The organism is Streptomyces sp. NPDC050759 (assembly GCF_044456945.1).
Lineage (GTDB): Bacteria > Actinomycetota > Actinomycetes > Streptomycetales > Streptomycetaceae > Streptomyces.
On record NZ_JBITGI010000001.1, the window covers coordinates 479,146 to 492,782 of the forward strand.

Annotated in this window: 12 protein-coding genes; 3 read left to right on the forward strand and 9 right to left on the reverse strand. The window is 68.8% G+C overall.

The window, feature by feature from the left end:
* Position 1: 1 nt before the first annotated feature.
* The gene (locus ACIBJB_RS02130; protein WP_398925580.1) at positions 2 to 634 is read left to right on the forward strand and encodes a DedA family protein; all 633 of its coding nucleotides are present in this window, start codon (positions 2 to 4) and stop codon (positions 632 to 634) included.
* Here the strand turns inward: ACIBJB_RS02130 and ACIBJB_RS02135 are convergent.
* The 3 genes from ACIBJB_RS02135 to ACIBJB_RS02145 are packed head-to-tail and all read right to left on the reverse strand — an operon-like array spanning position 609 to position 5,095.
* Positions 609 to 1,439 (reverse strand): HAD family hydrolase, encoded by an 831-nt coding sequence (locus ACIBJB_RS02135; RefSeq protein WP_398925582.1) that lies wholly within the window; start codon positions 1,437 to 1,439, stop codon positions 609 to 611. The two genes, ACIBJB_RS02130 and ACIBJB_RS02135, sit on opposite strands and share 26 nt — an antisense overlap.
* The gene (locus ACIBJB_RS02140; RefSeq protein ID WP_398925584.1) at positions 1,439 to 3,907 is read right to left on the reverse strand and encodes a phosphoribosyltransferase; all 2,469 of its coding nucleotides are present in this window, start codon (positions 3,905 to 3,907) and stop codon (positions 1,439 to 1,441) included. The genes ACIBJB_RS02135 and ACIBJB_RS02140 overlap by 1 nt, the downstream gene beginning before the upstream one ends.
* A gap of 24 nt (positions 3,908 to 3,931) precedes the next feature.
* Positions 3,932 to 5,095: an HpcH/HpaI aldolase/citrate lyase family protein gene (locus ACIBJB_RS02145; RefSeq protein ID WP_398925586.1), complete on the reverse strand. Its 1,164-nt coding sequence runs from the start codon at positions 5,093 to 5,095 to the stop codon at positions 3,932 to 3,934.
* Positions 5,096 to 5,269: 174 nt separating this feature from the next.
* Between ACIBJB_RS02145 and ACIBJB_RS02150 the strand changes: the two genes are divergently transcribed.
* Positions 5,270 to 6,064: a TerD family protein gene (locus ACIBJB_RS02150; RefSeq protein WP_398925589.1), complete on the forward strand. Its 795-nt coding sequence runs from the start codon at positions 5,270 to 5,272 to the stop codon at positions 6,062 to 6,064.
* Between the two features lie 6 nt (positions 6,065 to 6,070).
* On the opposite strand, the gene ACIBJB_RS02155 is transcribed toward ACIBJB_RS02150, so the two are convergent.
* The 6 genes from ACIBJB_RS02155 to ACIBJB_RS02180 all read right to left on the reverse strand — a co-directional run bounded on the left by ACIBJB_RS02155 (position 6,071) and on the right by ACIBJB_RS02180 (position 10,544).
* Positions 6,071 to 6,808 carry a Tellurium resistance gene (locus tag ACIBJB_RS02155; RefSeq protein ID WP_062042516.1) on the reverse strand — a complete coding sequence of 246 codons (738 nt, stop codon included), beginning with the start codon at positions 6,806 to 6,808 and terminating at the stop codon, positions 6,071 to 6,073.
* Between the two features lie 88 nt (positions 6,809 to 6,896).
* Positions 6,897 to 8,045, reverse strand: a complete 1,149-nt coding sequence (locus tag ACIBJB_RS02160) for a DUF475 domain-containing protein (protein ID WP_398925591.1) — start codon at positions 8,043 to 8,045, stop codon at positions 6,897 to 6,899.
* A gap of 125 nt (positions 8,046 to 8,170) precedes the next feature.
* A complete protein-coding gene (locus ACIBJB_RS02165; RefSeq protein ID WP_398925593.1) occupies positions 8,171 to 8,746 on the reverse strand; it encodes a TerD family protein in 576 nt (191 codons plus the stop codon).
* Positions 8,747 to 8,871: 125 nt separating this feature from the next.
* Entirely contained in the window at positions 8,872 to 9,447 is a 576-nt protein-coding gene (locus tag ACIBJB_RS02170) for a calcium homeostasis/redox stress adaptation protein (protein ID WP_030323468.1), read from the reverse strand.
* Positions 9,448 to 9,543: 96 nt separating this feature from the next.
* Positions 9,544 to 10,002 (reverse strand): peroxiredoxin, encoded by a 459-nt coding sequence (locus tag ACIBJB_RS02175; protein WP_398925595.1) that lies wholly within the window; start codon positions 10,000 to 10,002, stop codon positions 9,544 to 9,546.
* 110 nt (positions 10,003 to 10,112) lie between these two features.
* Positions 10,113 to 10,544: a DUF3052 domain-containing protein gene (locus ACIBJB_RS02180; protein WP_020116104.1), complete on the reverse strand. Its 432-nt coding sequence runs from the start codon at positions 10,542 to 10,544 to the stop codon at positions 10,113 to 10,115.
* A 343-nt stretch (positions 10,545 to 10,887) separates the two neighbouring features.
* Between ACIBJB_RS02180 and aceE the strand changes: the two genes are divergently transcribed.
* Positions 10,888 to 13,620: a pyruvate dehydrogenase (acetyl-transferring), homodimeric type gene (gene aceE / locus ACIBJB_RS02185; RefSeq protein ID WP_398925597.1), complete on the forward strand. Its 2,733-nt coding sequence runs from the start codon at positions 10,888 to 10,890 to the stop codon at positions 13,618 to 13,620.
* Positions 13,621 to 13,637 lie beyond the last annotated feature (17 nt).

Below are 13,637 nucleotides of genomic sequence, written 5' to 3' on the forward strand. Positions count from 1 at the left end.
CATGTCAGCCATCGACCGGGTCACCGGCCTCATGGACACCCTCGGCGCGCCCGGCGCCGGGATCGCCATCGCCCTGGAGAACCTCTTCCCGCCCATCCCGAGCGAGGCGATCCTGCCGCTCGCGGGCTTCGCCGCGAGCACCGGCCGGATGAGCCTGGTCGCCGTGCTGCTGTGGACGACGGCGGGCTCGGTGATCGGCGCCCTCGCGCTCTACGGCGTCGGCGCGCTCCTCGGCCGGGACCGCACGGTGGCGCTCGCGGCCCGGCTGCCCCTCGTCAAGGTCTCGGACATCGAGCGGACCGAGGCCTGGTTCCTGCGGCACGGAACCAAGGCGGTGTTCTTCGGCCGGATGATCCCGGTCTTCCGCAGCCTCGTCTCCGTCCCGGCCGGCGTCGAACGCATGCCGCTGCCCGTGTTCCTGACGCTGACCACCTTGGGCAGCGCCCTGTGGAACACGGCGTTCGTCCTCGCGGGCCACGCCCTGGGCGCCAACTGGACCCGGGTCACCGACGTGGTGTCCGCGTACTCGAAGGTCGTCCTCGCGCTCGCCGCGCTCGCGGCCGTGGCCTTCATCGCCGTACGACTGCTGCGGCGAGGCCGGCCGAACCCTACTGAGGTGTCCGAACCGTCCTGAGGAACTCCCGCAGGATCCGCTCCCCCGCCGCGACACCCCGCTCCGGCAGCGCGGTGATCGCCGGAGCCGTCCAGCCCACGTCCGCCAGCTCCCCGTGTCCGGGCCGCCAGCCCCGGTCGGCCGCGAGCAGCAGGTCGGCGTCCAGCAGGGAGTCACCCGCGGCCAGCGTCAGGGTGGCCCCGGTGCGCCGGGCCACCTCGCGCATGGCCGCACTCTTGGTGAGCGGCTTGGGAACGGCGTAGATCTTTCGGCCCTGGAGGGAGACCGTCCAGCCGCGGTTCTCGGCCCACACCGCGAGCTCCTTCATCCAGTCCTCGGGCAGCAGTTCACGCTCGACGACGAGGTAGACGAAGAGATCCTCGGCGATCCGGTGCTTGCGCACCCACAGGGGATCGGCACTCTCCTGGAGGTGCGCGCGGATCTCCTCCAGGGGTGCGCACTCGTCGGCGAGGCGGGCCGCGACGCGGGTGTGCCAGTCGACGTCGGTGACGCCGTCGACCAGCAGGTGGCCGCCGTTCGCGCAGATCGCGTACGTGGGCGCGGGGCCCGGCAGGTTGATGCGCTGGTACTGCTTGCGGGTGCGGGTCGTCGTCGGCACGAAGACCGCCGCGTCCCCGAGCTCGGAGAGCAGCCCGGCCGAGGTCTCCGTCATGTACGACAGCGGCCTGCTCTCGTGCACCTCGACGCAGAGCAGCCGGGGCGCCCGCGCGTCCGGCATGGTGAGCGCCAGGGCGGCGGCGGAGTAGATGAGCGTGCGGTCGAGGTCGCTCGCCACGAGCACCGGAGGCTGAGCTGGAGCCGGCATCAGAGGGTCACCGCCCTGCCGTCGGCGCCCGTCGCGCCCCGCGTGTACTTGGGGTGGATCAACCCCACGCAGGTGTAAGGGAGTTCGGCGACCTCTTCCACCGGGACACCTCTCTGCTCGGCCAACAGGCGTACGTGGTCCAGGTCGGTGCCCGCACCGGCCCGCGCCAGGATCTTCCAGGGCACCCGGCGCAGCAGCACCCGGGTGGTCTCGCCGACGCCCGGCTTGACGAGGTTGACGTCGTGGATGCCGTACTCCTCACTGATGCGTTCGACGGCCGCCCAGCCCTCCCAGGTGGGCTCCCGGTCACTGGAGAGGAGCTCCTTGACCTGTGCGCCGACCGCCTCGGCGACCTCGGGGAAGCGGGCGGCGACGGCGTCCAGGAAGTCCACCGACACGTCCGCGCCGGCGAGTTCGCGATAGAACTTCGCGCCGTGGAAGTCGTCCGGGCCGACCAGGTCCGCGCGCAGAACCGTGCGCGAAATCAGGCCGGACACCGTGGAGTTGAGACACGCGGAGGGGATGAGGAAGTCCTCGCGGGTGCCGTACGTCTTCACGCACGAGCCCGGGTCGGCGAGTACGGCGATCTCCGGGTCGAAGCCGACGGAACCGCCCTCGGCCTCGAACTGCTTTATCGCTTCCGCCAGTTCACGCGTGATCGCGCCCTTGCCGGTCCAGCCGTCGACGAACACGACGTCGGCGGGGTCGTGGTGTCCGGCCAGCCAGCGCAGGGCGTTGGCGTCGATGCCGCGGCCCCGGACGATCGAGACGGCGTAGTGCGGCAGTTCGAGGCCGTGGCGGAACTGGGCCCAGCGGCGCATCAGCACGCCGACCGGGGTGCCGGCGCGGGCGAGGGAGACCAGGACGGGGCGGGGCGAGCGCTCCTGGAGCACGATCTCCGTCACCGCGCCGACCGCCTGGGCGATCCTCGCGGAGGACTCCTGCAGGGCCGTCCGGAACAGCTCCTGGTACTGGTCGCTCGGCTGGTACTCCACCGGCAGCGACTCCGCGTAGTGCGCGCCGCCGCTCTGGATGGCCTCCTCGCGCTCCTCGGTCGGCGCCTCCAGCGTGACGTCCGAGAGGTCCTGGAGCAGCCAGCCGACCTCCTCGGGGGCGTACGAGGAGAAGGCGGGGCCGCGGAGGGGCTCGGGGAGCATGGGGGGCCTTTCGGGGGTGTAACTGGGGACGACGGCGAGGACGACCTGCCGGGTGTGCGCGGCGAGTTGGGCCAGGAGGCCGTCGGGGGCGTGCAGTTCGGGGGTGTCGGCGGTGTCGTCGACGACGGCGATCACGGTGTCGAAACCGGCTCCGGCAACGTTGTACGCGTAGCGGTCGCCGGGGCCGTCCGCCGGGGTGTCGTGGGCCGGGAAGACCAGGCGGGTGCGGATGGCGTAGCCGGGGTCGTCGACGGCGAGCACCGGTGAGCGGGTGGTGGTGGAGTAGGTCACCTCGACGCCTTCAGCGACCTGTTCGAGCTCCCTGGCGAGTCTCAGGGGGGCGTACATGAGCTCTTCGAAGCCGAGGATGTGTACGCGGTGGGCGTCCGCCGGGAGTGCCTCGACGAGCCTCGCCGCCATGGCGGGGAGCAGGGATTCCAGGCGTATTCGGTGCGCCGGGGTGAAACCGTGACGGCCGCCGTCGGGGAGGTCTCGGGGCCACGAGAGGTTTATGCGGTTGAGTGCCGGGTGCGGGTGCGTGGGGGCTTGTCGCGCAGTTCCCCGCGCCCCTGGGTCAGTCACCTCGAACCTGGCTACAAGGTCCTGGCCCTTCTCCAAGACCCCTTCGGGCAGGCGTACGGTGCCCGAAGCCGCCGTGATCAAGTCCACCCTCGCGTTGATCTCCCGGGCGAAGTCGTCCAGGCGCCCCGCGTCCGCCTCCGACCGCATGTCCACCAGGGCGACCACCACGTACCGGCCCCGCGGATACCGTTCGTGCAGATCCCTGATCGTGTTCAGGACCGTGTTGCCCGTCGAGAACTCGTCGTCGACCAGGATCAGGGGGCCGTCGCCGGCCAGGAGCGCGGGGTCCTCGGGGAGGAGCAGGTGGGACGTGGCGTGGGAGTGGGACTCCTCGAAGCCGCCCGCCGGGGCCACGCCGGGGACCGGGCGGCGGGTGGAGTGGAGGTAGGGGGCGAGGGCGATGCCGTCGGCGACGGAGTGGCCGAGACCTGTCGCCGTCTCCGCGTAGCCGAGGACGACCGCTCGGGCCGCCTCCTCGTCGCCCAGCAGGTCGCGGACCCTGCGGCCCAGCGCGAAGCCCTGGCCGTAGACCACCGACGGCGACTGCGGGACGTGCTTGCCCAGCACGTTGGAGACCAGCAGATGGGCCCGCTTGGGGTTGCGGCGCAGCGCCAGTCCCAGCAGGTCGGTCAGCCGGCTGTCGCCCACGAGTTCGACGCCGAGCCGGTCGGCGACCCACGTCCCCGACCAGACGTCGCCCGGCGTCCCGTCGTTCACTGCCTTGTTCATGCGTCCCTTGGTGTCCACGGAAGATCAGCCGGAGATTCCGGCGGCGAGCAGCTCCACGAAGCCGATGTCCTCGTTGGCCACCCCGAAGACCTCGGCGCGCAGCAGGGTCCGCTCGGCCCAGGCGCGATGCGGCTTCACTTCATTCATTTTGTTCGTGTACTGCGACCTCAGCACCCCGCCGCCGCCGCGCTCGGGCCGCAGGATGTCCTGCGCGTCACTGAACTCCTCGTGGCTGACCACGGACAGTGCGTGCACCGGCAGCACGTGGGAGGGGTGGATGCAGGTCTTGCCGAGCAGGCCGTTGGCCTGGTCGAGGGTGATCTCGCGCAGCAGGCCGTCCATGGCGTGCTCGATGAGCGCCTCGCGCAGTTCCTCGGCCTGTCCCTCCAGGAAGGGGCTGCGGCGCAGCTGCGGCTTGAACATGCGTTCCTGGACCCGGAAGTACTCCCAGACCGGCCCGGTCACGGTGAAGCCGGTGCCGTCGGCGCGGCCCAGCATGTTCACCACGTCGGCGATCACGGAGGCGACGATCTGGACGTCCCAGGCGGTCATGTCGGGGGCGCGGCGCAGGCCGTAGGAGGAACAGAAGTCGGTGACGCCGAGGCGCAGCGCCAGGACCCGGTCGCGGTACTTGTCGACCGCGCGCGCGATGCCCTCCAGGGTCTCTACGCGCGTCTCCCGGTAGAGCAGTTCCGGAGACTCCAGCACGGGCATGGCGAAGAGCCGGTGTCCGCTCGCGACCTCGGCGGCGGAGAGGGCCTCCAGGAAGGGGATGCCGCGCTCCTCGGTGAACTTCGGGAGCACGAATCCGGACAGCAGCCGGACGGCGGGACCGAGCCGTCGTACGAGATCGGGGATCTGCTCGGGGTGGCGGACCCGGATGAAGAGCAGGGGCAGGTCCACCTGCCGGTCCGCGAGGTCCGTGAACTGCCGGACGAGGTTCTCCTCGCCCTCTGCGACGTCCTCGTCGCCGATCGAGTCTTCCAGGCACAGCACCATCGAGACCACGCCGCGTCCGGTCTGCTTGACGATGTCGTCGGCGAGCCGCGGCCGCGTGGCCGGACTGTAGAGCGTGGCGCCCAGGGCCGCGGAGAGCAGCCGGGCCGAGGAGTCCGCGGTGAACTCACAGGGCTCCTGGTGGAAGAGGCGCTGACGCACCTCAGGGGCGATGTGCCCGAAATGACGCATATGACTCCCCCGTGACAGCTGTGCCGCCCGTGAACCGTTCACAGGTGGCCGGTAATAGTACGTAGGTACCCATGTCCGAGGTTCCCATCGGGCATGAATTTCAGGTAACGCAGACAAACCGGTGTCCCGCACCCCGCGTTGTCGTGACCAGGACCGAGAGGGCAGGATGACCGCATGACGCACGCCATGCTGAAAGGGTCGAACGTCCCGCTGGAAGCCACCACGGTACGCGCCGTGCTGCGCTGGGCGCCCGGGCAGGGGGTCCCGGTCGTCGATGCCTCGGCGCTCCTCCTCGGCCCCGACGGTCGTGTGCGATCCGACGAGGACTTCGTCTTCTACAACCAGCCCCGGCACCCCTCCGGGAAGGTCTGGCTCCTCGGCAAGAAGCGCGTCGCCGAGGGTCCCACCGACACGATCCAGACAGATCTTGCCGGTGTCGAGCCCGACGTCAGCCAGATTCTCCTGGTCGCGTCGGTGGACGAGGAGTCGGTGGGCAACCCCACCTTCGGCCGCGTGCAGGGCCTGCGCATCCTGTTGTACGACGCCTCGGTCGCCGACGGCGAGCCGCTGCTCTACTTCGACATCAAGCCGGAGACGGGCGAGGAGACCGCCCTGATCTGCGGCGAGCTGTACCGCCGCGGCGAGGGCTGGAAGTTCCGCGCCCTGGGCGAGGGCTATGCGGAGGGGCTGCAGGGCCTGGCCACGGACTTCGGCATCGTGGTGGACGAGTCCGACTCCGCGCAGACCCCGTCCCAGCCCGAGGCCACGTCGTTCCCCCTGCCCCCGGAGCAGCCGGCCCAGTCGGCCACCTCGGTCCCCACCCAGCCGGCCTACGGCTACCCCCAGCAGGCGACTCCGGCGACGGCCCCCGTGGCGGCGTCGGGCTACGGCTACCCGCAGCCGGTGGCTCCGGTACCGGCGGCGGAGTTCCGTATGCCTCCCCAGGGGCCGCAGTTCATCGGACGGTAGCGGCCCTCACCGGTCCGCCTTCGCCTTGTAACCGCGCCCCCACTGCAGCCCCCACCCGTACAGCCGGTCCAGCTCGCCCTGGAAGCCGTACACGAACTGCACCTCACGCCGCACGATGAGCTCGCCCTTGACGTTCTCGATCATCACGACCGCACAGGACCGGGCCTGGGGGTGCCGCTCGTCGAGACCTATCTCGATCCGCGGCCCGTTGCTCGGATACAGCGTCACGATGGCATGCGTACGGTCGAACGCCGGCGTCTGGTCGTAGATGTACACGAAGACCAGCAGCCGCTTGATCTGGTCCCGGTGATCGAGGTTGACGTACATCGTCTCGCCGGACGCCGACCCGAACCGGTCGTCCCCGCTGAGCTTCACGTACGGCGGCGCGTTGACGTCCCCCAGCAGCCCGCCGAGCGGCTGGACGACGCCCTTGGTGCCGTCGGCCAGCTCGTACAGGCACCCCAGGTCGAGGTCGACGTTGACCATGCTCTGGCTGTGTCCGAGGACCTCCGGCGGCTTGAGCGCCTTGAAGGGGTGCCGCAGCAGCGACTCGCGCTGTGAGCCCCCGATGTCGGAGGTCCGCATCCGCCAGGTCAGGTTGACGCGGAGGTTCCCGGTCGCGGCGCCCTGCTTGGTGAGCGAGACCCGGTTGTGCCGCTTGGTCAGTTCGATCGCGTTGCTGGCCGCGCTGCCCGAGTCGAAGTCGACCTCGCGGCCGCCCCGGAGTCCGTCCAAGAAGCCCATTCCCGCCCCCATGTTCACTTTGGAGAAAACCGGCGGGGCGGCCGGAGGCCGGCCGCCCCGCTCAGAGCGTTCCTCACCAGGAAGGGTGTCACACCCCGGACGAGACCTCAGTCTTCTCGTCCGAGCCCTCGGCTTTTCCCTCCGCGGCCGCGAGCGCCCTGTTGCGGCGCACGGAGGACAGGAAGGACCAGCCGATCAGGAGGACACCGACCATGCCGGTGATGATCTCGTGGATCTCGTACTGGATGGTGACCATGAGGATCACCGCGAGGGCGCCGATCGCGTAGTGGGCGCCGTGCTCCAGGTAGACGTAGTCGTCGAGGGTGCCCTGGCGGACCAGGTACACGGTCAGGGATCGGACGTACATGGCGCCGATGCCGAGGCCCAGCGCCATCAGGACGATGTCGTTGGTGATGGCGAACGCGCCGATCACGCCGTCGAAGGAGAACGAGGCGTCGAGGACCTCCAGGTAGAGGAACATGAAGAACGCGGCCTTGCCGGCCATCAGGACCGCCGACTTGGGCTTGCCCTCGCGCTCGGCCTGTTCCTCCTCCTCGTGCTCGCGTTCCTCGTCCTCTTCGAGCTTGTCCTCGAAGTAGCCGGAGAGGCCGCCGACGACCATGTAGGTGATCAGACCCGCGATACCGGAGATCAGGACGGTCTGCGCCTTGTCGACATGCGCGCCGCCGTGCTGGTGGGCCTGGGTCGCGAAGGTGAACGCGGTGACCAGCAGGACGACCAGCGCGATGCAGACCGACAGCATGTCGACCTTGCCGAGCTTGGCCAGCGGCCGCTCGATCCAGCGCAGCCACTGGATGTCCCGGTCCTCGAAGATGAAGTCCAGGAAGATCATCAGCAGGAACATGCCACCGAACGCGGCGATCGCCGGGTGCGCGTCGGTCACCAGCTCCTGGTAGTGGTCCTTGTTGTTGAGGGCGAGGTCGACCGCCTCGATGGGCCCCATCTTGGCGCTGATCGCGACGATCACGACGGGGAAGACCAGCCGCATGCCGAACACGGCGATCAGGACACCGATCGTGAGGAAGATGCGCTGCCAGAAGGCGTTCATCTTCTTCAGGATTCCGGCGTTGACCACCGCGTTGTCGAACGACAGGGAGATCTCGAGGATGGAGAGGATCGCCACGACACCGAAGCCCTCCCACCCCCCGTAGAGGACCGCAGCGACCAAGCCGAGCGCGGTGACCGCGAACGACCAGCCGAAGGTTTTGAGAACCACTGGCTACCCAATCCGTACGTGTACGGGATTCCCCCGTGCCGCACTCGGCTTTACGAAACTTTGAAGCGAAGTGTAGTCGGGCGCCCTCGAGGCCCCACCCTGCCCCGGCTTTTGCTCATATCGCGTTATGAGACGTTGACTCCGAAGTCGAGAGCGATGCCCCTGAGGCCCGACGCGTACCCCTGGCCCACCGCCCGGAACTTCCACTCGCCCTGGTAGCGGTAGAGCTCGCCGAAGATCATCGCGGTCTCGGTGGAGGCGTCCTCGGAGAGGTCGTAGCGGGCCAGTTCCTGGCCGTCGGCCTGGTTGACCACGCGGATGAAGGCGTTGCTGACCTGGCCGAAGGTCTGGCCGCGGTTGTCGGCGTCGTGGATCGACACCGGGAAGACGATCTTGTCGCACTGCTCCGGCACCTTGGCGAGGTCGACCAGGATCGACTCGTCGTCGCCCTCGCCCTCACCGGTGAGGTTGTCGCCGGTGTGCTCGACCGAGCCGTCCGGGCTCGTGAGCTGGTTGTAGAAGACGAAGTATGCATCGCCCAGGACCCGCCCGTTGCTGCACATCAGGGCGCTGGCGTCGAGGTCGAAGTCGGCTCCGGTGGTGGAGCGTGCGTCCCAGCCGAGTCCGACCATCACCTGGGTGAGGTTGGGGGCGGCCTTGGACAGGGAGACGTTCCCTCCCTTGGCGAGCGTGACGCCCATGTGCTGTTCCCTCCCCGAGAGTGTGCTTCTGTGCTTGTCCTGCGCGTCCGGCGCCGCACGTAAACGGTGCGGCGCCGGACGAAGAGAGCCGGGGCGGGTCCGAGGGCCTGCCCATGGAACAGGTGCTAGACGTTGACGCCGAAGTCCTGGGCGATCCCGCGCAGACCCGAGGCGTAGCCCTGGCCGATGGCGCGGAACTTCCACTCGGCGCCGTTGCGGTAGAGCTCGCCGAAGACCATGGCCGTCTCGGTGGACGCGTCCTCGGAGAGGTCGTAGCGGGCGATCTCCGCCTCGCCGGCCTGGTTCACGACGCGGATGAACGCGTTGCGTACCTGGCCGAAGGACTGCTGGCGGTTCTCGGCGTCGTAGATCGAGACCGGGAAGACGATCTTGTCGACGTCGGCCGGGACCGCGGCGAGATTGACCTTGATCTGCTCGTCGTCGCCCTCGCCCTCACCGGTGATGTTGTCGCCGGTGTGCTCGACCGAGCCGTCGGCGCTCTTGAGGTTGTTGAAGAAGACGAAGTTGGCGTCGCTGGCGACCTTGCCTGCCGAGTTCAGCAGCAGTGCGCTGGCGTCCAGGTCGAAGTCGGTGCCGGTCGTGGTGCGGACGTCCCACCCCAGACCGACGATGACCGCGGTCAGGCCCGGGGCCTCCTTGGTCAGCGATACGTTGCCGCCCTTGCTGAGGCTGACTCCCACGAGTCCTCCATAGGTTTGCTGGTTGAGATGCTGCCGGATCAACGTTTCGATCCTAGTGACGGGTTCCCGGCCCACGCAGTCCCTGGAGGCGAACAATCACAGGGTGTCGAGCGCCTGCACGTACTCGTTCAGGTCACGGGCGTCCGGCAGGGCGTTGACGACGGTCCAGCGGACCACGCCCTCCTTGTCGATGACGAAGGTGCCGCGCACCGCGCAGCCCTTGTCCTCGGCGAAGACGCCGTAGGCCCGGGAGACCTCGCCGTGCGGCCAGAAGTCGCTCAGCAGCGGGTACTCCAGGCCCTCCTGCTCGGCGAAGACGCGCAGGGTGTGGATGGAGTCGTTGGAGACGGCGAGCAGCTGGGTGTCGCGGTCGGAGAACTGCGGCAGGTTGTCACGCAGCTCGCACAGCTCACCGGTGCACACGCCGGTGAAGGCGAAGGGGTAGAAGAGCAGCACGACGTTCTTGCTGCCGCGGAAGTCGGACAGCTTCACGGCCCGGCCGTGGTTGTCCTTGAGCTCGAAGTCGGGGGCCTTTTCGCCGACCTGGATCGCCATCGCGTGGATGTCCCTTCGGGGGGCTGTTCGAGTGACGCGACCACCCTACGCAGCGATCACCACGGGTATGCGGACGGGCCGGTCGCGCCGGCCCGTCCGGTCCCACAGGGCTACTTCTTGGACTTGGCCGCCTTGGGCGTCACCAGCCGGCTGCCGCTCCAGTCCTTGCCCACACTGACGCTCTTGGAGGCGGACAGGCCTGCCGTCGTCGCGGCTTCGGAGATGTCGCTCGGCTCCACGTAGCCGTCCCGGCCGGTCTTCGGCGTCAGCAGCAGGATCGAGCCGCCCTCCTCGATGTACGTGGTGGCGTCCACCAGCACATCGGTCAGGTCGCCGTCCTCGTCACGGAACCAGAGCACCACGGCATCGGCGACGTCGTCGTAATCCTCGTCCACAAGGTCGCTGCCGATGACTTGCTCGATGGCCTCGCGGAGTTCCTGGTCTACGTCGTCGTCGTAGCCGATCTCCTGGACCACCTGCTCGGGCTGGAACCCCAGCCTCACGGCAGGGCTCGTCTCCGCGTGGTCCGCGGTCGCGCTCACGGGTTGCCTCCTGATCATGTCTTGATGAGTGTTCCTGCCACGCGCGTGCGCGAAGCGTTGGCCGTAGTCCACACGGGCGGGACGGATCGCGCAAGTACCCGGCGTTTCAGACCGCCGAAACGGTGACGTTCCGGAACGTGTCGACGCAACTCCAGGCACATCATCGCGGTTGCGTCGTGACGCATGCCACACCTTTCTGCCCTCTTTGCGTGTTTGGGAACCATACCCGGGCGCGGAGCCCCGGGTTACCACGGAGTAGAGATGACGTTTGGCCCCCCGAGGTACACGATGGGGAGCGGTGCAGACATACAGAAATACGGCCCTCTGACAGGTAAGGAACAGCGTGGCTTCCGGATCCGATCGCAACCCGATCATCATTGGCGGCCTTCCGAGTCAGGTTCCTGACTTCGATCCCGAGGAAACCCAGGAGTGGCTCGACTCCCTCGACGCCGCCGTGGACGAGCGCGGCCGGGAGCGGGCCCGCTATCTGATGCTGCGGCTCATCGAGCGGGCCCGCGAGAAGCGCGTGGCCGTGCCGGAGATGCGCAGCACGGACTACGTCAACACGATCCCCACCAGGGCGGAGCCGTTCTTCCCGGGCAACGAGGAGATCGAGCGGAAGATCCTGAACGCCACCCGGTGGAACGCGGCCGTGATGGTCTCGCGTGCCCAGCGTCCCGGGATCGGCGTCGGCGGCCACATCGCCACCTTCGCCTCCTCCGCGTCCCTCTACGACGTCGGCTTCAACCACTTCTTCCGTGGCAAGGACGAGGGCGACGGCGGCGACCAGGTCTTCTTCCAGGGCCACGCCTCCCCGGGCATCTACGCGCGCGCGTTCCTCCTTGACCGGCTCAGCGAGCAGAACCTGGACGGGTTCCGCCAGGAGAAGTCGAAGGCCCCGCACGGACTGTCCTCGTACCCGCACCCGCGGCTGATGCCGGACTTCTGGGAGTTCCCGACCGTGTCGATGGGCCTCGGCCCGATCGGCGCGATCTACCAGGCGCGGATGAACCGTTACATGCACGCGCGCGAGATCGCCGATACGTCCAAGTCCCATGTGTGGGCATTCCTCGGCGACGGCGAGATGGACGAGCCGGAGTCGCTCGGCCAGCTCACCATCGCCGCGCGCGAGGGCCTGGACAACCTGACCTTCGTCGTCAACTGCAACCTGCAGCGCCTCGACGGCCCGGTGCGCGGCAACGGCAAGGTCATCCAGGAACTGGAGTCGGTCTTCCGGGGCGCCGGCTGGAACGTGATCAAGCTGATCTGGGACCGCACCTGGGACCCGCTGCTCGCGCAGGACCGCGACGGCATCCTCGTCAACAAGATGAACACCACCCCGGACGGCCAGTTCCAGACGTACGCCACCGAGTCCGGCGCCTACATCCGCGATCACTTCTTCGGCGACGACCAGCGCCTGCGCGCGATGGTCGAGGGCATGACCGACGACCAGATCCTGCACCTGGGCCGCGGCGGTCACGACCACAGGAAGATCTACGCGGCGTTCAAGGCGGCCGTGGAGCACAAGGGCCAGCCGACGGTCATCCTCGCCAAGACCGTCAAGGGCTGGACGCTGGGGCCCAACTTCGAGGGCCGCAACGCCACGCACCAGATGAAGAAGCTGACGGTCGACGACCTCAAGGGCTTCCGCGACCGGCTGCACCTGCCGATCTCCGACAAGGAGCTGGAGTCGGGCGCTCCGCCCTACTACCACCCGGGCCGGGACTCGGAGGAGATCCAGTACATGCACGACCGCCGACTGGGTCTCGGCGGTTACGTCCCCACGCGTGTCGTGCGCTCCAAGCCGCTCGCGCTGCCGGGCGACAAGACGTACGCGACCGTGAAGAAGGGCTCGGGTCAGCAGTCGATCGCCACGACCATGGCGTTCGTACGGCTGCTCAAGGACCTCATGCGGGACAAGGAGCTCGGCAGGCGGTTCGTGCTGATCGCGCCGGACGAGTACCGCACCTTCGGCATGGACTCGTTCTTCCCGAGCGCGAAGATCTACAACCCGCTCGGGCAGCAGTACGAGTCGGTCGACCGTGAACTGCTGCTCGCGTACAAGGAGTCGCCGACCGGGCAGATGCTGCACGACGGCATCTCCGAGGCGGGCTGCACGGCGTCGCTGATCGCGGCGGGTTCGGCGTACGCCACGCACGGCGAGCCGCTGATCCCGGTGTACGTCTTCTACTCGATGTTCGGTTTCCAGCGCACCGGTGACCAGTTCTGGCAGATGGCGGACCAGCTGGCGCGCGGTTTCGTGCTGGGTGCGACCGCGGGCCGTACGACGCTGACCGGTGAGGGGCTGCAGCACGCGGACGGGCACTCGCAGCTGCTCGCCTCGACCAACCCGGGCTGTGTGGCGTACGACCCGGCGTTCGGGTTCGAGATCGCGCACATCGTGCAGGACGGTCTGCGCCGGATGTACGGGCCGGACAGCGAGAACGTCTTCTACTACCTCACCGTCTACAACGAGCCCATCCGGCACCCGGCCGAGCCCGCGAACGTGGACGCCGAGGGCATCGTCAAGGGCATCTACCGGTTCTCCGAGGGCACTTCGGGGTCGATCCCGGCGCAGATCATGGCGTCCGGTGTGGCCGTGCCGTGGGCGGTCGAGGCGCAGAAGATCCTCGCCGAGGAGTGGAACGTCAAGGCGGACGTCTGGTCGGCGACCTCCTGGAACGAACTGCGGCGCGAGGCCGTGGCCTGCGAGGAGCACAACCTGCTGCACCCTGAGGAGGAGCAGCGGGTGCCGTACGTGACGCGGAAGCTGGCCGGGGCGCAGGGGCCGTTCGTGGCGGTGTCCGACTGGATGCGGGCGGTTCCCGACCAGATCGCGCGGTGGGTGCCGGGCACATACCAGTCGCTGGGCGCGGACGGGTTCGGCTTCGCGGACACCCGGGGCGCGGCGCGGCGGTTCTTCCACATCGACGCCCAGTCGATCGTGGTGGGTGTGCTGACGGAGCTGGCGCGGGAGGGCAAGGTGGACCGTTCGGTGCTGAAGCAGGCGATCGACCGGTACCAGCTGCTGGACGTCTCGGCGGCGGACCCGGGGGCCGCGGGCGGCGACGCGTAACCGCTGCGCTCGGGCGG